Origin of the sequence: Pseudacidovorax sp. 1753 (genome assembly GCF_040544975.1) — a bacterium.
Lineage (GTDB): Bacteria > Pseudomonadota > Gammaproteobacteria > Burkholderiales > Burkholderiaceae_C > Xenophilus.
The window spans coordinates 35032-60687 of record NZ_JBEPKY010000020.1; the positions used below are offsets into that span (position 1 = coordinate 35032).

General features: G+C 70.9%; 25 protein-coding genes. 16 read left to right on the top strand and 9 right to left on the bottom strand.

What is annotated here, in order from left to right:
* Window positions 1-21: 21 nt before the first annotated feature.
* Both ABIC63_RS22675 and ABIC63_RS22680 read right to left on the bottom strand, forming a co-directional pair.
* Window positions 22-1062 (bottom strand): aldo/keto reductase, encoded by a 1041-nt coding sequence (locus ABIC63_RS22675; RefSeq protein ID WP_354321471.1) that lies wholly within the window; start codon window positions 1060-1062, stop codon window positions 22-24.
* Between the two features lie 25 nt (window positions 1063-1087).
* A complete protein-coding gene (locus tag ABIC63_RS22680; RefSeq protein WP_354321472.1) occupies window positions 1088-2281 on the bottom strand; it encodes an MFS transporter in 1194 nt (397 codons plus the stop codon).
* A 32-nt stretch (window positions 2282-2313) separates the two neighbouring features.
* Here ABIC63_RS22680 and ABIC63_RS22685 point away from each other — a divergent pair, with 32 nt between their 5' ends.
* Window positions 2314-3303 carry a LysR family transcriptional regulator gene (locus ABIC63_RS22685; protein WP_502935906.1) on the top strand — a complete coding sequence of 330 codons (990 nt, stop codon included), beginning with the start codon at window positions 2314-2316 and terminating at the stop codon, window positions 3301-3303.
* A 136-nt stretch (window positions 3304-3439) separates the two neighbouring features.
* Here ABIC63_RS22685 and ABIC63_RS22690 read toward each other — a convergent pair whose 3' ends face one another.
* Together ABIC63_RS22690 and ABIC63_RS22695 are read right to left on the bottom strand one after the other, a co-directional pair.
* Window positions 3440-5005 (bottom strand): sensor histidine kinase, encoded by a 1566-nt coding sequence (locus ABIC63_RS22690; RefSeq protein ID WP_354321474.1) that lies wholly within the window; start codon window positions 5003-5005, stop codon window positions 3440-3442.
* Complete coding sequence (locus ABIC63_RS22695; RefSeq protein ID WP_294374064.1) at window positions 4998-5696, bottom strand: response regulator transcription factor; 699 nt, start codon at window positions 5694-5696, stop codon at window positions 4998-5000. The genes ABIC63_RS22690 and ABIC63_RS22695 overlap by 8 nt, the downstream gene beginning before the upstream one ends.
* A gap of 142 nt (window positions 5697-5838) precedes the next feature.
* On the opposite strand from ABIC63_RS22695, the gene ABIC63_RS22700 reads away from it, so the two are divergent.
* From ABIC63_RS22700 to ABIC63_RS22730, 7 genes are all read left to right on the top strand, one after another.
* A complete protein-coding gene (locus ABIC63_RS22700) occupies window positions 5839-7101 on the top strand; it encodes an ABC transporter substrate-binding protein (protein ID WP_294374061.1) in 1263 nt (420 codons plus the stop codon).
* A gap of 90 nt (window positions 7102-7191) precedes the next feature.
* Window positions 7192-8073, top strand: coding sequence for a carbohydrate ABC transporter permease (locus ABIC63_RS22705; protein WP_354321475.1), 882 nt, complete (start codon window positions 7192-7194; stop codon window positions 8071-8073).
* A gap of 5 nt (window positions 8074-8078) precedes the next feature.
* Window positions 8079-8927, top strand: coding sequence for a carbohydrate ABC transporter permease (locus tag ABIC63_RS22710; RefSeq protein WP_502935907.1), 849 nt, complete (start codon window positions 8079-8081; stop codon window positions 8925-8927).
* A gap of 5 nt (window positions 8928-8932) precedes the next feature.
* Window positions 8933-10003: an ABC transporter ATP-binding protein gene (locus tag ABIC63_RS22715; protein WP_354321477.1), complete on the top strand. Its 1071-nt coding sequence runs from the start codon at window positions 8933-8935 to the stop codon at window positions 10001-10003.
* A 173-nt stretch (window positions 10004-10176) separates the two neighbouring features.
* Window positions 10177-11385 (top strand): multidrug effflux MFS transporter, encoded by a 1209-nt coding sequence (locus ABIC63_RS22720; RefSeq protein ID WP_354321478.1) that lies wholly within the window; start codon window positions 10177-10179, stop codon window positions 11383-11385.
* 21 nt (window positions 11386-11406) lie between these two features.
* The gene (locus ABIC63_RS22725; RefSeq protein WP_294374043.1) at window positions 11407-11958 is read left to right on the top strand and encodes a methylated-DNA--[protein]-cysteine S-methyltransferase; all 552 of its coding nucleotides are present in this window, start codon (window positions 11407-11409) and stop codon (window positions 11956-11958) included.
* A 169-nt stretch (window positions 11959-12127) separates the two neighbouring features.
* Entirely contained in the window at window positions 12128-13543 is a 1416-nt protein-coding gene (locus ABIC63_RS22730; RefSeq protein WP_354321479.1) for an MFS transporter, read from the top strand.
* Window positions 13544-13619: 76 nt separating this feature from the next.
* Here ABIC63_RS22730 and ABIC63_RS22735 read toward each other — a convergent pair whose 3' ends face one another.
* A complete protein-coding gene (locus ABIC63_RS22735; RefSeq protein ID WP_354321480.1) occupies window positions 13620-14999 on the bottom strand; it encodes an MATE family efflux transporter in 1380 nt (459 codons plus the stop codon).
* On the bottom strand, window positions 14996-15583 hold the full coding sequence (locus tag ABIC63_RS22740) for a DUF2239 family protein (RefSeq protein ID WP_354321481.1): 588 nt from the start codon (window positions 15581-15583) through the stop codon (window positions 14996-14998). The genes ABIC63_RS22735 and ABIC63_RS22740 overlap by 4 nt, the downstream gene beginning before the upstream one ends.
* Window positions 15584-15741: 158 nt before the next feature.
* On the opposite strand from ABIC63_RS22740, the gene ABIC63_RS22745 reads away from it, so the two are divergent.
* The 4 genes from ABIC63_RS22745 to ABIC63_RS22760 all read left to right on the top strand — a co-directional run bounded on the left by ABIC63_RS22745 (window position 15742) and on the right by ABIC63_RS22760 (window position 19488).
* Window positions 15742-16413 carry a paraquat-inducible protein A gene (locus ABIC63_RS22745; protein ID WP_354321482.1) on the top strand — a complete coding sequence of 224 codons (672 nt, stop codon included), beginning with the start codon at window positions 15742-15744 and terminating at the stop codon, window positions 16411-16413.
* Between the two features lie 62 nt (window positions 16414-16475).
* Entirely contained in the window at window positions 16476-17159 is a 684-nt protein-coding gene (locus ABIC63_RS22750) for a paraquat-inducible protein A (RefSeq protein WP_502935908.1), read from the top strand.
* An 8-nt stretch (window positions 17160-17167) separates the two neighbouring features.
* Complete coding sequence (locus ABIC63_RS22755; RefSeq protein ID WP_294374029.1) at window positions 17168-18856, top strand: PqiB family protein; 1689 nt, start codon at window positions 17168-17170, stop codon at window positions 18854-18856.
* Window positions 18853-19488, top strand: coding sequence for a PqiC family protein (locus tag ABIC63_RS22760; RefSeq protein WP_294374026.1), 636 nt, complete (start codon window positions 18853-18855; stop codon window positions 19486-19488). Before ABIC63_RS22755 ends, ABIC63_RS22760 begins: the two co-directional genes overlap by 4 nt.
* A 60-nt stretch (window positions 19489-19548) precedes the next feature.
* Here the strand turns inward: ABIC63_RS22760 and ABIC63_RS22765 are convergent, their stop codons facing one another.
* A complete protein-coding gene (locus ABIC63_RS22765) occupies window positions 19549-20646 on the bottom strand; it encodes a DUF72 domain-containing protein (RefSeq protein WP_354321483.1) in 1098 nt (365 codons plus the stop codon).
* 76 nt (window positions 20647-20722) lie between these two features.
* Here ABIC63_RS22765 and ABIC63_RS22770 point away from each other — a divergent pair, with 76 nt between their 5' ends.
* Genes ABIC63_RS22770 through ABIC63_RS22780 form a run of 3 tightly spaced genes read left to right on the top strand, consistent with a single transcriptional unit; the run spans window position 20723 to window position 23492 of the window.
* Window positions 20723-21343, top strand: a complete 621-nt coding sequence (locus ABIC63_RS22770; protein WP_354321484.1) for an FMN-binding negative transcriptional regulator — start codon at window positions 20723-20725, stop codon at window positions 21341-21343.
* Window positions 21344-21348: 5 nt separating this feature from the next.
* Window positions 21349-22527, top strand: a complete 1179-nt coding sequence (tadA, locus tag ABIC63_RS22775; protein ID WP_354321523.1) for a tRNA adenosine(34) deaminase TadA — start codon at window positions 21349-21351, stop codon at window positions 22525-22527.
* Complete coding sequence (locus ABIC63_RS22780; protein WP_354321485.1) at window positions 22524-23492, top strand: LD-carboxypeptidase; 969 nt, start codon at window positions 22524-22526, stop codon at window positions 23490-23492. Before tadA ends, ABIC63_RS22780 begins: the two co-directional genes overlap by 4 nt.
* Window positions 23493-23540: 48 nt before the next feature.
* Here ABIC63_RS22780 and ABIC63_RS22785 read toward each other — a convergent pair whose 3' ends face one another.
* The gene (locus tag ABIC63_RS22785) at window positions 23541-23876 is read right to left on the bottom strand and encodes a hypothetical protein (protein WP_294374015.1); all 336 of its coding nucleotides are present in this window, start codon (window positions 23874-23876) and stop codon (window positions 23541-23543) included.
* Between the two features lie 283 nt (window positions 23877-24159).
* Between ABIC63_RS22785 and ABIC63_RS22790 the strand changes: the two genes are divergently transcribed.
* Window positions 24160-25110 carry an adenylate/guanylate cyclase domain-containing protein gene (locus ABIC63_RS22790; protein WP_370645870.1) on the top strand — a complete coding sequence of 317 codons (951 nt, stop codon included), beginning with the start codon at window positions 24160-24162 and terminating at the stop codon, window positions 25108-25110.
* 25 nt (window positions 25111-25135) lie between these two features.
* On the opposite strand, the gene ABIC63_RS22795 is transcribed toward ABIC63_RS22790, so the two are convergent.
* On the bottom strand, window positions 25136-25612 hold the full coding sequence (locus ABIC63_RS22795) for an Lrp/AsnC ligand binding domain-containing protein (protein ID WP_017759676.1): 477 nt from the start codon (window positions 25610-25612) through the stop codon (window positions 25136-25138).
* Window positions 25613-25656: the final 44 nt, after the last annotated feature.

Below are 25656 nucleotides of genomic sequence, written 5' to 3' on the forward strand. Positions count from 1 at the left end.
GGTCGCTGCGCGCGCCTGGCCTCAACCCCGCGGCACGGCTGGCGGTGCCAGTTCGGTGAACTGGCCGTTCCAGTACGGGTAGTAGGGATAGGGTGGCGTTACGGCGCTGGCGGCGTCCAGGCGGGCCATCTGCGCGGCGCTCAACTGCCAGCCGATGGCGCCGAGGTTCTGGCGCAGTTGCGTCGCGTCGCGCGCGCCGATGAGCACGCTGCTCACCGTGGGCCGCTGCAGCAGCCAGTTGATGGCGATCTGCGGCAGGGTGCGGCCGGTCTCCTCGGCCACGCTGTCCATGGCTTCGACGACGCGAAACAGGCGCTCCTCTTGAACCGGCGGTGCGAAGCCGGCTGTCTGGTGCAGACGGCTGCCTTCGGGCAGCGGCTGGCCGCGGCGGATGCGGCCCGTGAGCCGGCCCCAGCCCAGCGGACTCCAGACGATGGCGCCGAGGCCCTGGTCGATGCCCAGCGGCATCAGCTCCCATTCGTAGTCGCGGCCCACCAGCGAGTAGTACGTCTGGTTGGCGACGAAGCGCTCCGTGCCGAGCCGGTCGGCCGCGGCCAGTGCCTTCATCAGCTGCCAGCCCGCGAAGTTGGAGGCGCCGATGCTGCGCACCTTGCCGCTGCGCACCAGGTCGTCCAGCGTGCGCAGCATCTGCTCGACGGACGTGGCGGCGTCGAAGGCATGCAGTTGCAGGATGTCGATGTGTTCGGTGCGCAGGCGGCGCAGCGCGGCGTCCACGCCGTTGATCAGGTGATGGCGCGACCAGCCCCGGTCGTTGGGCCCGGGCCCGGCGGGCAGCGTGAGCTTGGTCGACAGAATGGCCTCGTGCCGCCGGCCCTGCAGCGCCTCGCCCAGCACGCGTTCGGAGGCACCGTCGGAATAGACGTCGGCCGTGTCGAAGAGCGACACGCCGGCCTCCAGGCAGATGGCGATCATCTCGCGGGCCTCGTCCACGTCGGTGCGGCCCCAGGCGCTGAAGAGCGGCCCTTGCCCGCCGAAGGTGCCGGCGCCAAAGCCGAGCACGGGGACGCGGAAGCCGGAGCGGCCAAGCAGTCGGTGTTCCATGGTGGTTTCTCCTGGGATGTGAAGGTCAGGCGTTGCAGCGGCGCGGCGCGGAAGGCGTGTCGGCGGACAGGCGACGACGCTGCATCGCCCGGCTGACCAGCGCCAGCGCCAGCCCGGCCAGCGTGAGCCCGGCGGCTGCGGGACCGAGGCCCTGCAGCCCGGGCCCGTGGTCGATGACAGCGCCGCCCACCCACGCGCCCAGGGCGTTGCCCAGATTGAAGGCGGCGATGTTCAGGCTGGACGCGAGGTTCTGACCCGCGCCGGCCGCCTGCTCCAGCATGCGGGCCTGCAGCGGCGCGGCGGTGGCGAAGGCAGCCACGCCGAGGGCGGCCAGGAAGACCGCCGCCGTCACCCGATGCGGCATGGCGAGCGGGGCCAGCGCCAGCACCACGGCCAGCGCGAGCAGGGTGCCGATCACGGCCGGCATCGGTGCCCGGTCGGCCAGCCGGCCGCCCAGGATGTTGCCCACTGCCAGCCCGCCGCCGAAGACCAGCAGCAGCGGCGACACGGCCGCGACGGAAAGGCCGGTCACCTGCGTCAGCACCGGCTGCACGTAGGTGTAGAAGGCGAACACGCCGCCGAAGCCCAGGATGGTGATGGCCAGGCTCAGCCAGACCTGCGGCCGGGCCAGCACCGACAGCTCCTCGGCCAGCGTGGCGGGCGCCTCGGCCTGCATCTGCCGCGGCCCGAAGCGCATCAGCACCGCGAGCGCGACCACGCCGACCACGGCCACGGCCCAGAACGTGGCGCGCCAGCCCCATTGCAGCCCGATCCAGGCGCCGGCCGGCACGCCCAGCAGCGTGGCGGCTGTGAGGCCGGTGAACATCAGCGCGATGGCCGAGGCCCGGCGCTCCGGCGGCACCAGGCCGGCTGCCACCACGGCGCCGACGCCGAAGAAGGTGCCGTGCGCCAGCGAGGTGAGCACCCGGGCGGCCATCAGCGTGGCGTAGTCCGGCGCCAGGGCGCAGGCGATGTTGCCGGCGGTGAACACGCCCATCAGCGCGATCAGCACCGTGCGCCGGGGCAGCCCACGGGTGACCAGCGTGAGCACGGGCGCGCCCACGGCCACGCCCAGCGCATAGCCGGAAATGAGCAGGCCGGCCGCCGTGATGGACACGCGCAGGTCGGCCGCGACCTGCTGCAGCAGGCCCATGATGACGAATTCGGTGGTGCCGATGCCAAAGGCGCCGGCGGTGAGGGCAAGAAGTGCGAGAGGCATGATGGCCATGACTGTGATCTGATCGCCTCATGATGACTAGGACGCTCTCTGGACAAGCAGCTGTGAAGCCAATTCACAAATCGGCCCCCGCGCGGGTCGAGGTCAACCGCGCCGGCGAACTGGAGGCCTTCGTGCAGGTGGTGGACCGGGGCGGCTTCTCGGCCGCAGCCCGGCACCTGGGCCTGACGCCCTCGGCCATCAGCAAGCTGGTGGCGCGGCTGGAAGCGCGCCTCTCGGTGCAACTGGTGCACCGCTCCACCCGCAAGCTGCAGCTCACGGCCGAAGGGCAGCTCTTCTACGAGCGCGGCCTGCGTGTGCTGGCCGACCTGGACGAGGCCGAGCGCTGCGTGGGCGCCGGCGCGGCACCGCGGGGGCGGGTCAGTATCAACGCCAGCATTCCCTTCGGGCATCGGCTGCTGCTGCCGCTGGTGCCGCGGCTGCTGGAGGCCTATCCGGAGCTGCAGGTGGACGTGTTGCTGACCGACCGCGTGGTCGACCTGATGGAGGAACGCTGCGACATCGCGATCCGCTGGGGCAAGCTGCCGCCTTCGGATCTGGTGGGCCGGCTGCTGGGCCACACGGCGCAGGCCATCGTCGGCTCACCTGACTACCTGGCGCTGCACGGCATGCCCACCACGGTGGAGGAACTCGCGCGCCACAACCGCCTGGGCTCCACCTACCGCCGCAACGTGCCCGACTGGCCGCTGGTCGTCGATGGCCGTGCGGTCGCCATGCCGGTGGTGGGCACCGCCCGCGCCAGCGACGGTGCGGCGCTGCGCTTGCTGGCGCTGGAAGGCGTGGGGCTGGCGCGTCTGTCCATCTATCACGTGCTGCCCGACTTGCGCGCCGGGCGCTTGGTGCCGGTGATGGAGGCCTTCAATCCGCACGAGCTGGAGCCGCTGCATGCCGTCTACCTGGGCCGGCCCGGGCGGCTGCCGGCGCGGGTGCGGGCGGTACTGGACTTCCTGGCGGCGCATGCGGATTTCGAGGGGGCGGACCGGGTGCCGGTGCCTGCGGCCTGAGCGCTGTCTTTGCGCGCAATCCTGGTCACTCGACGCTGTCGCTCTGAGCGGGGCGAAGGGCTTGTGCCCCGGCTTCGACAGGCTCAGCCCGAACGGTTCTTGAACGATCGGCCGGCATTGGCCGCGGCGCGAGGTTTCAGGTTGTCGGCGCAAGCGGCAGATGGGTGCGGGCGCACAGCCCGCGCGGCTGGACCGGCGCCAGCGTCACGCGCCCACCCTGGCGCTCCACGATCTCCTTCACGATCGGCAGGCCCAGGCCGCAGCCGTTGCCCTGGTCGGTGGCGCGCACGAAGCGCTCGAAGACGCGTGGCAGGTCCTCGGGCGCGATGCCCGGGCCGTCGTCGGTGACGCTCAGCACGGCCTCGTCGCCCTCGCGCTGAACATCCACCGTCACGACCGCGCCACGTCCGGCGTAGCGCAGGGCGTTGTCGATCAGGTTGCTGAGGGCCTCGCGCAGCAGCCAGGCATGGCCGACGACGATGAGAGGTGACGCCGCGGCGGGCGCGGCGATTGCGGCGGAGTCCATCGTTTCGTCGGCATTGGCATCGCCATTGCCGGCGGCGTCCGAAGCATTTGCCGCGATCTCATCCACCGGGCTTCCTTCTTCCTCCACGGGCGCAAAGCCCAGGTCGATGCCCTCGCGCAGCGCCCGCGGCACCAGCGTGGCGGTGAGCTCCTGCGCCAGCGCCCGCAGGTCCACCGGCGAGCCCCGGGCTGCGGCGGTGTCGGGCTCGGCGCGCGCCAGGGTGAGCAGCTGGTTGACCAGGTGCGCGCTGCGGTCGGCGCTCTCGTGCACGCGGCGCAGGCGCTCGCGCTGGGCCTCGTCGCCGGCCAGGGCCAGCGCCACTTCGGCCTGCGACTTGAGGCCGGCCAGCGGCGTGCGCATCTGGTGCGCGGCATCGCTGATGAAGCGCTTCTGCTGCGCCAGGTTGTGCTGGACTGCGGCCAGCAGGCCGTTGACTGCCATCACCAGCGCGCGCACCTCGCCCGGCGCGGCGTCGAGGCGGATCGGGGCGAGGTCGGTGGGCGCGCGGCCTTCCACTTCGCGGCGCAGGCGCAGCAGCGGCGCCAGGCCGGCACGGATGCCCAGCCAGATCACCGTGGTCATCAGCAGGATCAGGCCGGCCAGGGGCAGCAGCGTGTCCCAAAGGATGCCCCGCGCCAGTTCCTCGCGGCTGGTGCGGCTGCGCGCCACCTGCACCAGCAGCACCGCGTCGGGGTCGTCGCGGCCGCCCTGGCGCAGGAAGAGGGCGGCCACGCGCAGCGGCTGGCGCGTGCCGACCTCGTCGTTGGCGGGCGGCAGCAGCGCATCGTAGAAGTAGGGCTGACCAATGGGCGGCCGGGCCATCACGGCGGCCGGCGGCAGCGGCAGCTGGTGGTTGCCCAGGATGAAGGCGCCGGGCGGCGTGCTGACCATGTAGTGCAGCCGGTCGTCGGGGTCGGCTTCCAGCACGTCCTGCGCGGCGCGAGGAAAGTCGATCAGCAGGCCGTTGTCCAGCGGGCGCAGCTGGCGGGCGAGGGCGCGCGAGGCCTGCAGCAGGCTCGCGTCCACAGCCGCATTGGTGTAGCGCTCCGCCAGCTGGTAGGCCGCCAATCCGCCGGCCAGCCACAACACCAGCTGGGGCAGCAGCAGCCACAGCAGCAGCTGGCGGCGCAGGGTGGGCGCGAAGCGGCCGGGCGCGGGGGAGGGCGACTCAGCCACGCGCGCCCGCAGTCGGCCCCGGCGCCGGGCTTTCGAGCAGGTAGCCCAGCCCGCGCACCGTGCGGATCACCAGGCCCGGCTTCTCCAGCTTGCGCCGCAGCTTGTGCACGTAGACCTCCACGGCATTGCCCACGGCGGCACTGTCGCCCTCGTCGCCCATCCAGGCACGCACGATCTCGTCCTTGGTCACGACCTCGCCAGCGCGCTCGGCCAGCAGTTCCAGCATGGTCCATTCACGGCCGCTCAGCTCGATGGCCTCGCCGCCCACGGTAGCGCGGCGGTTGTCGCGGTCCAGCAGCATTCCGCCGACCTGCAGGCCGCTGCCGCGCGCGCGGGTGCGGCGCAGCAGGGCATGCAGCCGCGCCTCCAGCTCGGGAAAGTCGAAGGGCTTGGTCACATAGTCGTCGGCGCCGGCCTGCAGGCCGCTCACGCGGTCCTCCAGGCTGTCGCGCGCGGTGAGCACGACGATGGGCAGCAGCGGCTGCTCGGTGCGCACCTTGCGCAGCAGGCTTAGGCCGTCCAGCAGTGGTAGGCCCAGGTCGAGGATGGCGAGGTCGAAGGCATGGCGGCCCAGCAGGTATTCGGCCACGGCGCCGTTGGGCGCGTGCTCCACCGCGAAGCCGGCGCCCTTCAGCTGGGCCGCCAGTCCGTCGGCCAGCAGGGCGTCGTCTTCGGCAAGCAGGATGTGCATGGCGACTAGATTAACGAAGCAGGGCCGCTTCGGCCTCGGGTTTAACCTTAGATTAATAAATTAAAGAGACTTTAATAATCCGGCCGCGGCGACGACGCCGACCACTCAACGGCCCCGCGGGGCGACTTAAGGAGACCTGGCCATGCGCAACCATCCGACTGCTTCCATCACCCGCACCGCCGCCGCGGCCGCATTGCTGGCGCTGGCCGGTGCCGCCCAGGCCGGCGAGGTCGAGGTGCTGCACTACTGGACCAGCGGCGGCGAGGCCAAGGCCGCGGCCGCGCTCAAGGCCACGCTGCAGGCCAAGGGCGACACCTGGAAGGACTTCGCGGTGGCCGGCGGGGGTGGCGATTCGGCCATGACGGTGCTGAAGTCACGCGTGGTGTCGGGCAACGCACCCTCGGCCGCCCAGATCAAGGGCCCGGCCATCCAGGAATGGGCGCGAGAAGGCGTGCTGACCAGCATCGACGGCGTGGCCAAGGCCAACAAGTGGGACGCCGCGCTGCCGCCCACCGTGGCCGCCATCATGAAATACAAGGGCAACTACGTGGCCGCGCCGGTCAACGTGCACCGCGTGAACTGGCTGTGGATCAATCCCGAGGCGCTGAAGAAGGCGAAGGCCAAGGCGCCCACCACCTGGGACGAGTTCTTCGCCACCGCCGACGCGCTGCAGAAGGCCGGCATCACGCCCGTGGCCCACGGCGGACAGCCCTGGCAGGACTTCACCACCTTCGAGACGGTGGTGCTGGGCGTGGGCGGCGCCGACTTCTACCGCAAGGCGCTGGTGCAACTGGACCAGGAGGCGCTCAAGAGCCCCACCATGATCAAGGCCGCCGAGACCTTCAAGCGCATCAAGCCGTACACCGACAAGGCCGCATCCGGCCGCGACTGGAACCTGGCCACCGCGATGGTCATCAAGGGGGAGGCCGGCATGCAGTTCATGGGCGACTGGGCCAAGGGCGAATTCGTGGCCGCGGGCAAGAAGCCGGGCACCGACTTCCTGTGCATGGCCGCGCCGGGCACCGCGCAGGCCTTCACCTTCAACATCGATTCCTTCGCCATGTTCAAGGTCAAGGGCGACGACCGCATCAAGGCCCAGAACGACCTGGCCGAGGCCATCATGTCGCCCGCCTTCCAGGAGACCTTCAGCCTGGCCAAGGGCTCGATCCCGGTGCGGCTGGACGTGCCCATGGACAAGTTCGACGACTGCGCCAAGCTCTCGGCCAAGGACTTCGCGGCCACCGCCAAGTCGGGCGCCCTGGTGCCCAGCGCGGCGCACAGCATGGCGGTGCCCTCGGCCGTAGAAGGCGCCTTGAAGGACGCCGTGAGCCAGTACTGGAACAGCGACAAGATGAGCGCGCAGGACGCCGTTGCCAAGATCGCGGCCGCGGCCAAGGCCCGCTGAGAGGCATCCGCACGCCTGAATGAAGGGCAAGGCCTCCGGGCGCCGCGCGCGCCGGGGCCTGCCGCGCAATCGACCGACCAGGGAGCCCCCATGTCCGCGCCTTCCCGCCTGCCCACGCCCTGGCTGCCCAAGCTGGTCATCGCGCCCAGCTTTGTGCTGGCTTTCCTGTTCATCTACGGGCTGATCGCCTGGAACGGCTACCTGTCGGTGTCGGAGTCGCGGCTGCTGCCCAACTACGACTTCGCCGGGCTCGACCACTACCTCACGCTGTGGGAGAACGAGCGCTTCCGCGTCGCGATGACGAACATGCTGATCTTCGGCGTGCTCTTCATCGGCGGCAGCACGTTGCTGGGCCTGTTGCTGGCCATCCTGCTCGACCAGAAGATCCGCGCCGAGGGCGTGCTGCGCACGGTGTACCTGTACCCCATGGCCATCTCGGCCATCGTCACCGGCACGGCCTGGAAGTGGATGCTCAACCCGGGAATGGGCCTGGAGCACCTGATGCAGTCCTGGGGCTTCGCGGGCTTCAGCTTCGACTGGCTGGTCGACCCTGACCGCGCCATCTACTGCGTGGTGATCGCGGGCGTGTGGCAGAGCGCAGGCTTCGTCATGGCGCTCTTCCTGGCGGCGCTGCGCGGCATCGACGACGCCATCATCAAGGCGGCGCAGGTGGACGGCGCCAGCCTGCCGCGCATCTACTGGCGCATCATCATTCCCAGCCTGCGGCCGGTGTTCTTCAGCACCGTGCTGGTGGTCAGCCACCTGGCCATCAAGAGCTTCGACCTGGTGATGGCGCTCACCGCCGGCGGCCCCGGCTTCGCCACCGACCTGCCGGCCACCTTCATGTACGCCATGGCCTTCACCCGCGGGCAGATCGGCCTGGGTGCGGCCAGCGCCACCGTGATGCTGGCCACCGTGGCGGCGGTGGTGGTGCCGTACCTGTACTCCGAACTGCGGACCAAGAAGGCTTGATGACCATGCGCGTCGTTCACCGCACGATCCTCTGGACGCTGCTGCTGCTCTTCGCGGCCTACTTCCTGGCGCCGCTGTACGTCATGCTGGTCACCTCCTTCAAGGACATGGACCAGGTGCGGGCCACCAGCATGGTGGCCCTGCCCACGCAGCCCACCTTCGAGGCCTGGACCAAGGCCTGGAGCGCCGCCTGCACCGGCACCGACTGCCGCGGCCTGCAGCCCTTCTTCATGAACTCGGTGCTGATGGTGGTGCCGGCCGTGGCGATCTCCACGCTGCTGGGTGCGCTCAACGGCTACGTGCTGGCGCAGTGGCGCTTCCGCGGCAGCGAGACGATGTTCGCGCTGATGCTCTTCGGCGTGTTCATGCCCATGCAGGTGGTGCTGCTTCCCATGAGCCAGGTGCTGGGCTGGCTGGGCATCGCCAGTTCCATCTGGGGCCTGATCCTCATGCACCTGCTGGCCGGGCTCCCGACCACCACGCTGTTCTTCCGCAACTACTACGTGGGCCTGCCGCCCGAGCTGGTCAAGGCGGCCATGCTCGACGGTGCCAGCTTCTGGCAGATCTTCCGGCGCATCGTTCTGCCGCTGTCGGTGCCCATCCTGGTGGTGACGGTGATCTGGCAGTTCACCGCCATCTGGAACGACTTCCTCTACGGCGTGGTGTTCTCCGGCGCCGACAGCAAGCCCATCACGGTGGGCCTGAACAACCTGGCCAACACCACCAGCTCGGTCAAGGAATACAACGTGGACATGGCCGCGGCGCTGATCGCCGCGCTGCCGACCCTCTTCGTCTACGTGGTGGCGGGCAAGTACTTTGTGCGCGGGCTGACGGCCGGCGCGGTGAAGGGATGAACACCATGGGCGCACTCGGCATCCGCCAGCTCCACAAGACCTACGCGGGCAACACCCACATCCTCAAGGGCATCGACCTGGAGATCGAGGCCGGCGAGTTCCTGATCCTGGTCGGCCCTTCGGGCTGCGGCAAGTCCACGCTGCTGTCGATCATCGCGGGCCTGGACGCGCCGACCTCCGGCTCGGTGCACATCGGCGAGCGCGAGGTCACGAACCTGCCCAGCAAGGACCGCGACATCGCCATGGTGTTCCAAAGCTATGCGCTGTACCCCAACATGACGGTGGCGCAGAACATCGCCTTCGGCCTGGAGTTGCGCAAGGTGCCCAAGGCCGAGCGCGAGGCCACCGTACAGCGCGTGGCGCAGATGCTGCAGCTGGAGGCGCTGCTGGGCCGCAAGCCCGGCCAGCTCTCGGGCGGCCAGCGCCAGCGCGTCGCCATGGGCCGGGCGCTGGCGCGCGACCCGGCGCTCTTCCTCTTCGACGAGCCGCTGTCCAACCTGGACGCCAAGCTGCGGGTGGAGATGCGGGCCGAGATCAAGCGTCTGCACCAGCGCACGAAGACCACCACCGTCTACGTCACGCACGACCAGGTCGAGGCCATGACGCTGGGCGACCGCATCGCGGTGATGAAGGACGGCATCGTGCAGCAGTTCGGCACGCCCGAGCAGATCTACGGCAGCCCGGCCAATCGCTTCGTGGCGGAGTTCATCGGCTCGCCCGCTATGAACTTCATCGATGCCGCGACGGGCGCCGAAGGCGGGGTGGAGGCGGGCGGGCTGGTCATGCCCTGCGACCCGTCGCGCCACCCGGCGCTGGCAACGCAGCCGGCCGGCACGCGGCTGCTCTATGGCCTGCGGCCCGAGAACGTCGTCTTCGCCGATGCCGGCCTGGAGGGCGTGCTGGAGCTGATCGAGCCGACCGGTCCCGAGACCTATGCCGAGGTGGCCACGCCGCTGGGCCTGCTGACCGTGCGCGTGCCCGGCACGCTGCGCGCCCGCGTGGGCGAGGCGGTGCACCTGCAATGGGGCGCGGAAAGCGTGCACCTGTTCGACGCCGAGGGCGCGCGACGGCTCTGAGGCGGCGGCTGCGGCGGGCAGGGAAGGGCGCCGCCTCCAGCCCTGTCCGTCATCTGGCTGGACAGGCTTGCCGCTGGCGCCTGGCCCCGGTCTGGCCCAATTCCCGTGACAGCCCGGGGCCGCAGCCGGGTCGACGGGCAGCCTCGTGCCCAAGCCGGGAGAATGCGCCGCCTATGTCTTCGTCTCCCCGGTTCCTCCGCATCGCCGTCGTCCTCGGCCTGCTCTCGGCCATCGGCCCCTTCGCCATCGACATGTACCTCCCGGCGCTGCCGGCCATCGGCCAACAGCTGGGCACCGACTTCGGCACTGCGCAGCTGAGCCTGACGGTGTTCTTCATCTCCATCGGCATCGGCCAGTTGCTCTACGGCCCGGTGTCGGACATGGTGGGCCGGCGGCCGCCCATGTTCTTCGGCATGGCGCTGTTCGCGCTGGCCAGCGTGGGCTGCGCGCTGGCCACCGACATCCACACGCTGATCGTGCTGCGCTTCGTCCAGGGCCTGGGCGCGGCGGCGGGCATGGCGATCCCGCGCGCCGTGGTGCGCGACCTGCACACCGGGCCCGATGCGGCGCGGCTGATGTCGCTGCTGATGCTGGTGTTCAGCGTCTCGCCCATCCTGGCGCCTCTGGCCGGCAGCGGCGTGATCGCGGTGGCGGGCTGGCGTGCCGTCTTCTGGGCCATCGCCGTGGCTGCGGTGGCCGGGCTGGCGCTGCTGGCCTTCAGCCTGGAAGAAACGCGGCCGCCCTCGGCCCGCGTGGAAAGCAGCCTCGGCAGCGCCCTGCGCGCCTACGGCCGGCTGCTGCTGGACGCGCACTTCCTCGGCTTGGTCTTCATCGGCGGCTTCGCGATGATGGGTTTCTTCATCTACCTGTCGACGTCCTCTTTCGTGATGATCGGCCACTACGGCCTCACGCCCACGCAGTACAGCATCGCCTTCGGCGTGAACGCGGCGGCCTTTTTCGGCGCGGCGCAGCTCAACGGCCGGCTGTCGGCCCGCTTCGGCCTGGTGCCGCTGGTGCGCGTGGGCGTGCTGGGCGCCAGCGTCGCCATCAGCCTGATGCTGGCGCACTACCTGACGGGCGGCGATTCATTGGCGGTGCTGATCGGCCTGTACTTCGTGGCCAGCGCCTTCATGGGGCTGGTGATTCCGACCACCGCGGTGCTGGCGCTGGAGAACCACGGCGCCATCGCCGGCACGGCGGCGGCCCTGATGGGCACCTTGCAGATGCTGGGCGGCGCGGTGGGCATGGCGGTGGTCAGCCTGTTCAACGACGGCCGGCCGCTGCCGATGGTGCTGGGCATGGCGGCGGGGCTGTACCTGTCGCTGACGCTCACGCTGGTGACGCTGGGCGTGCGCGGCCGACGGCTGCCATCGCCGGCTTGATCGCCTGAACCGGAGCCTGGGATGACCGGCCTCGTCGTCTTCGACACCGCCATCGGCCATTGCGGCCTGGCCTGGGGCGAGGCCGGCCTGCGCAGCGTGCTGCTGCCCGAGGTCGACGGCAGCGTCAGCGGCGTGCGGGCCCACCTGCTGCGGCGCTGCCCGGACGCGTCGTATGCCGTGCCGCCCCCCGACTGGGTGTTGAAGGCCATCGACGGCATCCGCGCCCTGCTGGCGGGCGAGCCGCGCGACCTGTGCGAGCTGCCGCTGGACGAGCGCGGCGTGCCGGATTTCCACCGTCGCGTCTATGCGCTGGCGCGACAGATCCCGCCTGGCCAGACCCGCACCTACGGCGAACTGGCCGAGGCGCTGGGCGGCAAGGGCAGGGCGCGGGCGGTGGGCCAGGCCCTGGGCCACAACCCCTTCGCGCCGGTCGTGCCCTGCCACCGCATCCTGGGCGCGGACGGCCGGCCGGGCGGCTTCTCGGCGCCCGGCGGGGCGCTGCTCAAGCTGCGGATGCTGGCCATCGAGGGTGCCCGGCCCTCGGGCAGCGAGCCGCTCTTCGACGAACGCTGAGCTTCCTGCATTGCCGAGCGCGCACCACCCCGGCGCGCACTCGGCCATCGACCCGCGGGCGCGCACCGTGGCGGCGCGCGGCGCAGAATCGCCGGATGCCGACGCCCTCCCTTTGCCCGCCGCCTGACATCGTCTCCACGCATCCCGATCTGGCGGCACGGAGCGGCGCATGACCCCGGCGGCGACCGAGGGCCCGGCCTACGACGGCCTGCCGCAACCGCAGCGCGGCCGCGCGATGGCCGTGATCATCGTGGCCATGATCGTGTCGGTGCTCGACGGCACCATCCTCAATCTGGCGCTGCCTGGCATCGCCCGGTCGCTCAACGCCAGCCCGGCCCATGCGGTGTGGGTGGTCAACGCCTACCAGATCGCCACGCTGGTGCTGCTGCTGCCGCTGGCGCGGCTGGGCGAGCAGATCGGCTTCCGCCGCGTCTATATGGCTGGCATGGCGCTCTTCACGGTGGCCTCGCTGGGCGCGCTGATGTCCAGCAGCCTGGGCTGGCTGATTGCGGCGCGCGCCGTCCAGGGGGTGGGTGCGGCCGGGCTGATGAGCGTGAACGCGGCGCTGGTGCGCCTGACCTATCCGCGCAGCCAGCTCGGCAAGGGCATGGCCATCAACTCGATGGTGGTGGCCGCCTCGTCGGTGGCCGGCCCGTCGGTGGCGGCCGCGGTGCTGGCGGTGGCCGATTGGCCCTGGCTCTTCGCCATCAACATCCCGCTGGGTGTGGCGGTGCTGTGGCTGGGCTGGCGGGCGCTGCCGGCCAACGTCGGCCCGGCGCTGGGCGACCGCATGCGGGTGCTCGACGTGCTGCTCAACATCGGCATGTTCTCCCTCTTCTTCCTGGGGGTGGACCGCCTGGGCGTGCAGGAAGGCCAGACGGGCGGGCGCCTCGACGGCTGGCTGTGGCTGGCTGGCGGCCTGCTGCTCGGCGCGGTCTACATCCGGCGCCAGTGGTCGATGCGGGTGCCGCTGTTCCCGGTGGACCTGCTGCGCATTCCGGTCTTCGCGCTGTCCATGGGCACCTCCGTCAGTGCCTTCGCGGCGCAGATGCTGGCCTACATCGCGCTGCCCTTCCTGCTGCTCGACGCCTTCGGCCGCACGCATGTGCAGGCCGGCCTGCTGCTGACCGCGTGGCCGCTGGCCATCGTGGCCACCGCGCCCATCGCGGGCCGCCTGATCGGGCGCGTGCCCGACGGGCTGCTGGGCGGCATTGGCCTGGGCTTGCTGGCCGTCGGCCTGTCGCTGCTGGCCCTGCTGCCCGATGCGCCCACCAACGGCGACATCGCCTGGCGCATGGCCCTGTGCGGCGTGGGTTTCGGGCTCTTCCAATCGCCCAACAACCACACCATCGTGACTGCGCCGCCGCCGCACCGCAGTGGCGCCGCCAGCGGCATGCTGGGTACGGCGCGTCTGACGGGGCAGACCGTGGGCGCGGTGGTGCTCGCCACCATCTTCAGCGTGTGGGACCCGCACCTGCGCACGGGTCCCGAGGTGGCGCTGGGCGTGGCGGCCGCCTTTGCGGCGGTGTCGGGCGTGTGCAGTTCGCTGCGGCTGAAGACGGCGGAAGGTCACGCCACCGCCTGACGAAGGAGCCGGCGTTGCGCGTGGTCGGGACGCATGAGTGAGTGGCCGGAAGACCCGGCCATCCGCGGATGGGTTTTCAGACCATCCGCCGGATCTTCTTGTGCCGCCACACGCCGCGGTAGTACGCCGTCTGCATCAGCAGCATGGCGCAGAAGCCCAGGGGGTAGGCCATCCAGATGCCCTTGAGCCCGAAGCGGTGGCTCATCCACCAGGCGGCGGGCACCTCCACCAGCAGCACGGCGCCGATGGTGATGGCGGTGGGCACCAGCACCGAACCGCTGGCGCGCATCACGCCGGCCAGCGCCGAGCCCATGCCGAAGACCACCAGGCTCCACAGCATGATGTGCAGCAGCTGCTGCGCCACCTCGATCACCGCCGGGTCGGTGATGAACAGGCCCATCAACGGCCGCGAGGCCAGGTAGGCCAGCAGCACCAGCCCGCCGGTCAGCGCCAGGTTCATGCCCAGCGCCGTGGCCGTGATGCGGCCCAGCTGATCGGCCTTGCCGGCGCCGATGGCCTGCGCCCCCAGCACCGAGGCCGTGATGGCGATGGAGATGGCCGGGAACTGCACATAGGCGATGACCTGGTTGACCGCGCCATAGGCCGCCGTCGCGGCCGAGCCGAAGCCGTTGACCAGCGACAGCAGCACCACCGCCGCCAGCGAGACCACGATCATCTGCACGCCCGTGGGCACGCCCACCTTGAGCACCGCGCGCAGCAACTGCCAGTCGATGCGCAGGTGCCGCAGCAGGACCCGGTTGGGTGCCAGCGGGCTGCCGCGTCGGCGCAGGTGCAGGCCCATCCACAGGCTGGCGAGCACGAAGCCCACCACCGTGGCCCAGGCCGCGCTCGCCACACCCAGCTGCGGCAGGCCCAGCCAGCCGCGGATCAGGGCGGGGGTGAGCAGCAGGCCGGTGGCCGTGGAAATGGCCAGCGTGTAGAGGGGCGTCATGGTGTCGCCCACGCCGCGCAGCATGGCCGTGGAAAGCAGGTAGACGAACAGCCCCGGCATCGCGATCAGGATGATGCGGGCATAGGCGGTGGCGTCGGGCAGGATGTCCGGCGGCGTGCCCAGCGCATGCAGCAGCGGCTGTGTGAACAGGCCGCCGAAGACCGCCACCAGCAGCCCGAACACCAGCACCACCGACAGCGCGGTGCCCGCCACGGCCCGTGCCCGCTCGGGCTCGGCCGCGCCCCAGGCCTGGCCGATCAGCACCGAGGCGCCCGCGCCCAGGCCGATGGTGAAGGCGATGAAGAAGAACATCACCGGGAAGAAGCCCGAGACGGCGGCAAGCGCATGCACGCCCAGCATCTGTCCCAGGTAGATGTTGTTGATCGTGCCCGATGCCGACTGCAGCACGTTGGACAGCAGCATGGGCAGCAGGAAGAAGAGGAAGGTCTTCCAGAGCTGACGGTTGGCGGGAGCGCCGTTCGGAGCGGCCGGGCCCGCGCTCATGCGGTCTGCTCCGGCGTGGTGGCCCAGCTGTTCGCCGACAGGTGGCGGGCGTATCGGGCGACGTCCTCCGGCCAGTCGCGGGTCTGCTCGGCGAAGCGCGCCGGATCGCCGGCGAAGAGGGCGCGCGCGGCTTCCTCGAAGCCGGGCAGGGCGCTCGCGACGGTGCTCAGGAAACGGTAGGTCGATTCGCGCGAGGCGCGCACCGCGTCGCGGTCCGCGTAGACGCGGCGGGCGTCGTCCACCAGGCGGCGCAGCGCCACCGAGGCGCCGCCCGGCTGGCGACTGAGCCATTCCCAGTGACGCGGCAGCAGCGTGACTTCGCGTGCCACCACGCCAAGCCGCGGCCGGCCCACGCCACGGGCGTGGCGGGTGCTGCCGGCGATGTCGGCCTCCGCGGGGCAGGGCGTGCCGCAGCCGGGGGCCGCCTCCAGCTCCACCCGTTCGCCGCTCTGGTCGTCGAACACGATGGCGGGCGGGTTGTCCTGTCGGCGGCGCAATTCGGCGAGCACCGACTCGCGCGGACCGTGGGCGATCTGCTGGTAGCCGAGAAAAGCCGTCAGCTGCGGCGCACTGGGAGCATCCATGATGCGCCGAATATTACCCGGCTGAAATCGAGTATGCAATGTGCCCGGGTAAAAATAGGGCGAGCCACCGTCCTACAGCAGGACTGGCCGGCGGATGCCGTGGGCTGGTGCGCCTGCCGCCCCGCTGACTTCACGGGGTGTTGGCAGAATGCCCGCCGATGAATGTGGTGCCCGACGTGACGGTATGCGAAGGATGCGACGCGGTGTTCCGCGCGCCGCGGCTTCGTCCCCGGGAGATCGCGCACTGCCCCCGCTGCGGCACCGAGCTGGCGCGCCACCCTGGCCAGCAGCGCGAGCGCCTGCTGCCGCTGACGCTGGCCAGCCTCATCCTCTTCACCATCGCCAATCTCTTTCCCATCGTCGAGATCGAACTCCAGGGCCGTACGAGCCAGACCACGCTGGCCGGTGCGGTGGTGGTGCTGGCCGGAGAAGGCATGTCGCCCGTCGCATTGCTGGTGCTGGCGACGACGCTGATCTTTCCGCTGGCGCAGTTGTGCATCCTGTTCTATCTGCAGGTTGCGCCGCGGGTGTGGAAGGCCGGGCAGGCCGATGGCGATGCGGCGGCTGCGCCATCGCAGCGCCCCCCCGGCTTTGCCGTGCTGGTGAGGGCACTGCAGTCGCTGCGGCCCTGGGGCATGGTCGAGGTCTTCCTGCTCGGTGTGCTGGTGGCCATCGTCAAGCTCTTCGGCATGGCGACGGTGGTGCTCGGCCCCGCGCTGTGGGCCTTCGTCGGCCTGACGGTGCTGCTGACCACGCTGTTGTCCTTCGATCCGCGCAGCTTCTGGGAAATGGCCTTCGAGCGCGAAGCCGCCGCCGGGGGCGCGCCTTGAGGAGCCGGACCCGCGCCACGCGCGAGCGCCTGGCGCGGCTCGCGGGCCAGGCCACGCCGCACCTGCCGGTGGAAGAGGGCGGCGGCGCGATCGTCACCGCGCACGACGCCTGCCTGCTGGACTGCCACCGCTGCGGCACCGTGTGGGAAGGCGCCCAGCCGGGTGAGCACTGCGGCCGCTGCGGCACACGCCTGCGCGCCCGCAAGCCCGACAGCCTGCGGCGCACCTGGGCGTACCTGCTTGCCGCGGTGGTGCTGTACCTGCCCGCCAACCTGCTACCCGTGATGATCACCAAGAGCCTGCTCGGCACGCAGCAGGACACCATCCTGAGCGGGATCATCTTCTTCTGGATCTCGGGCTCCTACGGGCTCGCGGCGCTGATCTTCACGGCCAGCTTCCTGGTGCCGCTGTTCAAGCTGGCGGCGCTGGCCGTGCTGGTCGTCACCACGCAGCGCCGCAGCCGCTGGCGCCAGCGCGAGCGCGCGCGGCTCTACCAGGTGCTGGAGTTCATCGGCCGCTGGTCGATGCTCGACGTGTTCGTGGTCTCGTTGCTGGCGGGGCTGGTGCGCATCCAGGGCTTCGCCGTGGTGCAGGCTGGCGTGGGGATTGCTGCCTTCGGTGCCGTGGTCGTGCTGACCATGCTCGCCTCGCTGAGCTTCGACCCGCGGCTGATCTGGGACGCCGGCATGCCCGACGACGAAGAGGCTGCCGATCAGGTCGGCCGAAGTGCGCCCGCGAGGGCATAGGAGAGTGAATGAGTGAACCCGGGCCTCGCGAAGGCCAGACCCCTGCCGATGCCGGCGCGCCCGCCGCGCCGCCTGCGTTGGCACGCCCCCGCGTTGTACGCCGCCGCGACTGGGTGCCCTCGCTGATCTGGCTGATCCCCATCGTCGCGGCCATGGTGGGCATCACGCTGGTCGCCAAGGTGCTCTGGAACCGCGGGCCCGAGATCGTCATCACCTTCAAGACTGCCGAGGGCCTGGAGGCCGGCAAGACGGCCGTGAAATACAAGGACGTGCAGATCGGCACCGTGCACAACATCCGCCTGGCGCGCGACCGCTCGCATGTGCGCGTGACGGTCGAGCTGGACAAGAACGCCGCCGAGGGCTTCACCGCCAAGGACGCGCGCTACTGGGTGGTGCGGCCACGCTTCGACACCTCGGGCGTCTCGGGCCTCAACACGCTGCTCTCGGGCGCCTACATCGGCGCGGATGCGGGTGCCGAGGAAGAAACCGCCAGCGAGTTCGCCGGCCTGGAGCAGCCGCCGATCATCACGCGCGACGCCAGCGGCCGGCAGTTCCAGCTGCATTCGCGCGATGCGGGTTCGCTCGACATCGGTTCGCCGGTGTACTTCCGACGCGTGCGGGTGGGGCAGGTGGCGTCGGTGGAACTCGACGGCGATGGCCGCGGCGTGGCGCTGCGTGTCTTCATCGATGCGCCCTACGACCGCTTCGTCGGCGCCAACACACGCTTCTGGCATGCCAGCGGCCTGCAGGTGCAGGCGGGCGCCAGCGGATTCGAGGTGCGCACCCAGTCCCTGGCCTCGATCGTGCTGGGCGGCATCGCCTTCGCCGCGCCTGACGACGTGCGCGGCCCGCAGGCCGACGAGAACACGGTCTTCGGTCTGGCCGACGACGAAGCCACGGCCATGAAGCCGCCGGACGGGCCGCCGCAGACGCTGCTCATGTACTTCAACCAGTCGCTGCGCGGCCTGGCGCCCGGCGCGCCGGTGGACTTCCGTGGCGTGATCATTGGCGAGGTCAAGTCCATCGGCGTGCAGTTCGACCGCAATGAGCGGGAGTTCCTGATGCCGGTGGTGGTCACGGTCTACCCCGACCGTCTGCGTCGCTCCGACACGCGCGATGGCAAGCAGGCGCCCTTGCCGGTGGAGCCGCGATTCACGCAGCAGGAGCGCACGCGCTTCCTCATCAGCCGCGGCCTGCGTGCGCAGCTGCGTACCGGCAACCTGCTGACGGGCCAGCTCTATGTGGCGCTGGACTTCTTCCCCAAGGAGAAGCCGGTCAAGGTCGACACCAATCAAGATCCGATCCAGATCCCCACGGTGGCCGGCAGCTTCGACGAGCTGCAGGAGCAGCTGCAGGAGATCGCGACCAAGGTCAACAAGATCCCCTTCCAGGAGATCGCGGGCGACCTGCGCAAGACCCTCGCCACGCTCGACAAGACGCTGGGCAGCGCCGAGGCCACCGTCACGCGCATCAACAACGACGTGACACCCGAGATCGCCGCCGCCGTCAAGGACGCGCGCAAGACCATCGACGCCGCCACCCGCACGCTGTCGGAGGACGCACCGGTGCAGCAGGACCTGCGCGCGACGCTGCAGGAACTGACGCGCGCGGCCGGCTCGGTGCGCGTGCTGACGGACTACCTGGAGCGCCACCCCGAATCGCTGCTGCGCGGCAAACCCGAGGACAAGAAGCGATGAGCCGCTTTGCAACACGACGCATCGGCGCGACCGCCGCCCTGGCGCTTGCCGTGGCCGTCCTCGGAGGTTGTGCCTCCGAGCCCGACCGCTACTACACGCTGGCAGAGCCGGCCGCGCCCCAGCCGCTGGTGGCGCCGCCGGCCGGCGGCCTGGCCATCGAGATGGCGCCGCTGGCCGTGCCGGAGCGCCTGGCGCGGCCGCAGATGGTGGTGCGCGGCCCGGCCGGCGCCGAAGTGCAGGTGCTGGAGCAGAGCCGCTGGGCGGCCTCCTTCGAGCAGGAACTGCGCGACGCGCTCGCTGCCGGCGTGGCGGCGCGCCTCGGCGCCACCGATGCGACCCGCGGACCGGGCGTGGCCGGAGTCTTGCCCTGGCGGATCGCGGTGCAGGTCCAGCGCTTCGATGCCACGCAGGGCGCGCAGGTCGAGGCGGCCCTGAGCTGGACGGTGCGCCGCGCCGACAGCAGCCAGCGCAGCACCTGCAGCTGGCGCGGCAGCGAAGCGGCGCCGGGCGGCATCGACGGCGTGGCGCAGGCGGGCCAGCGCATCGTGTCCAAGGTGTCCGACGCCATCGCCCGGCACATCGCGGCCCTGCAGGCGGGTCAGCCGGCGGCGTGCCCGGCGGCGCCGGGCTGATCGCCCGGTCTCCCAGGCGCCCATGCGATCAGGCGGCGAGGGAGTGAGACCGTCAGGCGGTCAGGACGTCTCGCCCAGCACCGCGTCCACCAGCGCCTGCACCGACAGCGGGGCGCTGCCCTCGGCCTTGTTGTTGATGGTCACGTAGGCCGCATGGCCGGCGCCGGTGGTGCCCGCGATCACGCGGGCCAGCAGGCCGCGGGTATGCGGATCGGGATCGACCAGGCGGTTGAAGGGCTCGTACAGGCCCTTGGCCTCCTCGTAGCCGTAGGCGCCGTGCAGGCGGTTGAGGTTCCACCGGCAGACCAGCGGGCCGGGCCACAGGGCGCGCAGGAGTGGCAACTGGTCCTCGATGGGCGGCAGCTTCGGATGCAGGCCCAGGCAGTAGGTGGCGCCGCGGGCCTTGAGCACGCGTGCGAAGTCGGGCGTCAGGAACTCGGGGTTGCGCACTTCCACGGCCACCACCGCGTCCGGCGCGGCGGGCTGAAGCGGGGGCAGGGCGGCCAGCATGGCGTCGAGCCGCGCGAGCACCTCGGGCATGTGCGCCAGCATCGTGCCCGGCAGGGGGCTGAGCTGGAAGACCAGCGCACCCAGCTTGGTGCCGAGGCCCTGCAGGGCCGGCTCCACGAAGTCCTGCACCGCCAGTTGGGGGTTGAGGAAGGCCGGGTTGGGGCGCTGGCCCCGGCCATCCTCGGCGCGCACCAGGGCATCGCTGACAGCCGATGGCGCCTTGACCACGAAGCGGAAGTCCTCCGGCACCTGCGCCGCATAGGCGGCGAACTGCGAGGCGGTGAGCGCGCGGTAGAAGTTGCGATCCAGGCTCACGGTGCGCAGCAGCGGATGCTGCGCATAGGCCGCAAGGCCGTGGCGCGACAGCACCGAGCCTTCGTAGTCGCCATTCCACACCAGGCCGGCCCAGCCCGGGAAATGCCAGGAAGAGCTGCCCAGGCGCAGCAACGGCGGCAGGCGCACGGCCTGATCGCGCAGGCGCTCGTCGACATCGGCCGGCTCCACCTTGGGCACGCCGGCCTTGGCACGGCGCTTGGGCGGGGCCGCCTCGTCCGCGGCTGACGGCGCGGCGGTTGACCCCACGTCGGCCGGTGCCGGGCGCGGGGGCGCGGGAAGGGGAAGGTCGTCGCCGAAAAGTGAGTCCTGCATGCGAAGAGAGAGGGCGGGTGCGGGGCTCGGGCATGGCAGGCGGGACAATCGCCCGCTTCGCCTTTCAAGGTCCGCCATGTACCTGCCCGCCCATTTTGACGCCGAGGATCCCGCGCTCGCCGAGCAGCTGATGCGCGAGCATCCCTTCGCCAGCCTCGTGACCAACGACGACGACGGCTTTCCCTTCGTCACCCACCTGCCGCTGGTGCTGGTGTCGAAGGGGCGGGGCGAGTGGACGCTGCTGGGCCACGTGGCGCGCGCCAATCCGCAGTGGAAGCAGCTGCAGGCGCGGCCCGAGGCGCTGGTGGTCTTCCTGGGGCCGCACGGCTACGTCTCGCCGACGGTCTACCCGGACCGCCAGCGGGTGCCGACCTGGAACTACGTCGCCGTCCATTGCCGTGTGCGCGCCACCCTGCTGCCGGAGGCCGGCACGAAGGACGCCCTGCTCAAGCAACTCATCGGCCAGCACGAGCCGCCCTATGCACAGCAATGGCGCGATCTGGGCGAGGACTACCAGCGCCGCATGCTGGCCGGCATCGTCGCCTTCGAGCTGAAGGTCGTCGGCTGGCAATGCAAGCTCAAGCTCAACCAGCATCGGCCCGAAGCCCATGCGGCGATGCGGCGCCTGCATGCCGCGCAGGGCGGCGAGGCCGCGGGGCTGGAGGCCTGGATGGACCGGGCCGGCGTCGGACGCTGATGCCGATGGTCGAGCCGCTGTCCCAGACCTCAGCCGGGCTGCCCGCGGACGGTGCACCGCAGGATGAGGACCATCGCTGGATGGCACTGGCGCTGGACGAGGCCCGCGCCGCCGCCGCCGCAGGCGAGGTGCCGGTGGGTGCCGTGCTGGTGCGCGACGGCCGCATGGTGGCCACCGGGCGCAATGCACCGGTCGCCACGCACGACCCCAGCGCCCATGCCGAGATGGCGGCACTGCGGGCGGCCGGGCAGGCGCTGGGCAACTACCGGCTCGACGGCTGCACCCTCTACGTGACGCTCGAGCCCTGCGCCATGTGCGCCGGCGCCATGCTGCATGCGCGGCTGGACCGTGTGGTCTTCGGTGCGGCCGATGCGCGCACCGGCGCGGCAGGATCGGTGCTCGACCTCTTCGGCATCGGCCAGCTCAACCACCACACCGCGGTGCAGGGCGGCGTGATGGACGAGGAATGCGGGGCGCTGCTGCAAGACTTCTTCCGCGGGCGGCGTGCCCAGGCCCGGGCGCAGGCGCAGCCGGTGCGCGACGACGCGCTGCGCACGCCCGAGGCGCGCTTCGCCGGTTTCGACGAGCCGCATGCCTTCGTCAGCGAACTGCCGGCGCTGGGCGGCCTGCGGCTGGCCTATGTCGACCGGGGCGGCGTTGCGGGCGATTGCACGCAACGCCGCCCCGTGGTGCTGTGCCTGCACGGTGCGGGCCAATGGGGCCACCTGTTCCGGCACCTGCCGGACCTGCTGCCGGGCCATCGCGTGCTGATCCCCGACCTGATCGGTTTCGGTCGCAGCGACAAGCCCAAGAAGGAAGCCTTGCACACGCGCGAATGGCATGCGGAAGTGCTGCGGCAGTGGTTGGCGGCGCTGGGTGTCGGCGAGGTCGGACTGATCCTGCATCCCGACATGAGCGGGCTGGCCGACCTGCTGGCCGGGCAGGGCGCGATCGCTGGCCCGCGCCTCGTCATCCCGCCCGCTGCGCTGGTGGTGCGGGGTGCGGCCGCCGAGGACGCGGCGCGTGCCTGGGCGGCGCCCTTCCCCGACAAGGGCCACGAGGCCGCCCTGCGCGCGTGGGTCGCGCGCCGCCGCCCCGTGCAGGACCTGTCCGCAGACGCGGCCCGCGCGCTGGCCGCCCAGTGGCAGGCCCTCCAAGGGCCGATGGGATACTCCCGCGGGTGAACAAGAAGCACATCTACATCTACTCCCCCTCCAGCGCTGTGCGCGAGAAGCCGGCCTTCCGCCGCGGCGTGGCCTGGCTGCGGGCCCAGGGCCATGAGGTGGAGATCGACGAGGCCGCGCTGTCCGCGCAGCAGCGATTCGCCGGCGACGACGCCACCCGCATCGCCGCCATCGCACGGGCCGCGGCCAGCGGCGCGGACGTGGCATTGGCCTCGCGCGGCGGCTATGGCCTCACCCGGATCCTCGACGGCCTTCCCTACAAGGCCGTGGCCAAGGCCATCGAGCGCGGCACGGCCTTCGTCGGCATGAGCGACTTCACGGCCTTCCAGCTCGCGGTGCTGGCGCGCACGGGCGCCGCCACCTGGTCCGGCCCGACCCTGTGCAGCGACTTCGGTGCCGAGGAAGGCATCGATGAGATCACCGCCGCCTGCTTCGACGACCTGGTCGAGGGTTACGGCGAAGGCACCGGCTGGCGCCTGCCGGCACGTGACGAGGTGCCGGACGTCAGGCCCATCCGCGGCGCCACGCTGTGGGGCGGCAATCTGGCCGTGCTGTGCAGCCTGCTGGGCACGCCGTACTTTCCGCAGGTGGACAAGGGGGTACTGTTCCTCGAGGACGTGGGCGAGCATCCCTATCGCATCGAGCGCATGCTGGAGCAGCTGCGCCTGGCCGGTGTGCTGGCCCGTCAGAAGGCCGTGGTGCTGGGCCAGTTCACCGGCTACCGCGCCGCGCCGCACGACCGGGGCTTCAAGCTGCAGACGGTGGTCGAGCGGCTGCGCAGCCAGCTCAAGGCGCCGGTGCTCACGGGCCTGCCCTTCGGCCATGTGCCGACCAAGGTGCTGCTGCCGGTGGGGGCCACCGTCGATCTCGCGGTGGAGGGCAAGGAAGCCTTTGTCGTCTGGGGGCACGGCGTGGGTGGCAGCCGCCATGCCGCAACGCACGACCATCACGGTCACGCGCATTGAAGGGCGGCGCCGGCACGCGGCCGGCCGTCGATCCCCGGCCGAGGCCGCTCAGGGCATCCGCAGCCCGGCGCGCAAGCGGGGCCGGAAGGCCTCGGAGCGGCCGAAGAGGGCGTTGATCGGCTGCATCTCCTGCCGTGCGCGCACTTCGCCGCAGGCGGGCATCAGCGCCGCCAGGAGATCCTGCCGCAGGTACCACAGCGCTTCGAGCTCGGTGGCGTAGGTCACCCGGTCCGCCAGGCGGCGCCACTGCGCCAGGAGGCCATGCCGTTCGAGGGCGGCAAGCATGGCGGCGCGCACCTGCTGGAGCGTGCGCTCGGTGCCTGTCTGCGCGGCCATCTGGGCCGGAGCCCGGAGCCAGCGGGAGATCGCGTTCAAGGACTTCATGGAGTGATGCGAGGTCGCCTGACGAACACCTTACGCAGCCGCGCGGCCCACCGCAACGTAGATAAAAGTTTCCACAAATTTGCCTTTCCATGGGCCGCTGGCGCCGGCGCGGGCATTCCACGCGGATCCAGGGGAAACTTCGCGCCCCCAAGCGGGGGATCAAGGTGGCATTGTGGACAAAGCAACATCCAAAGCAGTTGACTTAAGTCAATTCAGGCCCCGCACTCGCGCGATTTCGTACGTCTGGAGATAATTGCTGGAAACAATTCGTTGAACTTTGACGATGGCAACCACGGTCGTTTTCGCGGACCTGACCGGCAGCACGCGGGTTTTCGAGGCGATGGGCAACGCCCGGGCCACCGACACCGTCACGCGGCTGGTCCAATGGGTCGGAGATGTGTGCGAAGCCCATGGCGGCCGGGTGATCAAGAAGCTGGGCGACGGCATCTTCGCGCTCTTCCCGGCCGGTGCACCGGCGATCTCCGCCATGCTCGAGGTTCAGCGCAGCCACCACAAGCGCCTGCTCAAGTGGCCCGAGGCCTTGCGCATGGACCTGCAGATCGGTATCGCCAGCGGCGAGGTGGTCGAGGTCGATGGCGACTTCTATGGCGACGCCGTCAACGTGGCCTCGCGGCTGAGCGACCTCGCGGGCCCGGGCCAGATCTGGGCGACCGAATCGGTGGTGGACCAGCGCATCGGCCCCGAGGTGCGGCATCGCAGCCTGGGCCCGATCAGCATCCGCGGCCGGCAGGAGACGCCGACCGTCCACCGCATCGACTGGCAGGACGAGGTGGTGGACCTGCTCACGCTGCCGGCGGCGCTGTCGACGCTGGCGCGCCCCGGCATCGACACGGCCTTCGGGCAGATCGAGCTGTCGTGGCTGGACGTGCATGCCGCCTTCGGCGCGCGCGACCTGCCCATCCACCTGGGCCGGGTGAACGAGGCCGATTTCGTGGTCAACGATCCGCGGGTCTCGCGCCTGCATGCGCGCATCGAGGCCCGCAACGGCAGTTGCATCCTGACCGACGTGAGCAGCTACGGCACCTGGGTGCGCTTCCGCGATGCCGACGGCAGCAGCAGCGAGGTCGCGCTGCGCCGGGACGAGTGCATGCTGCATGGCAGCGGCGAGATCAGCCTGGGTGCGCCGCTGTCGGACTTCACCGCGCCGACCATCAGCTTCCACACGGCCGGCGGCCGGGTGCAGCTGGCGATGAAGGCAGAAGCCTCGCAGTGAGCCGCCGCGGGCGGCGCTGCAGCGCTCAACGGTCCACCGGCAGGACCAGCGTCTCCTTGACCTCTTCCATCACCACATAGCTGTGCGACTCGGCCGGCACGGGCAGCTTCTTGAGGATGTCGCCCAGCAGGTGCCGGTATTCGCCCATGCCGCGCAGCCGGGCCTTGACCAGGTAGTCGAAGCCGCCCGAGACCAGGTGGCATTCCAGCACCTCCGGCATGTGCAGCAGCTCGTTGCGCACCTTGTCGAAGACATCGGCCGACTTGGACGAGAGCTTGATCTCCACGAAGACCAGCAGCATCTTGCCCAGCGCCTCCGGCGCCACGCGGGCGTGGTAGCCGCTGATCACGCCGGTGCGCTCCAGCCGCTTGACGCGCTCCGAGCAGGGTGAGGTGGACAGGCCCACGCGCTGCGCCAAGTCGGTGATGGCGATGCGCCCTTCGCGCTGGAGGATGTCCAGGATCTTGCGGTCGATGCGGTCCAGGGTGGCGAATTCGGGCATGTCGTCGGGTCGGTGAGCCGATGCACAGGGTTGGGCAGCGGATT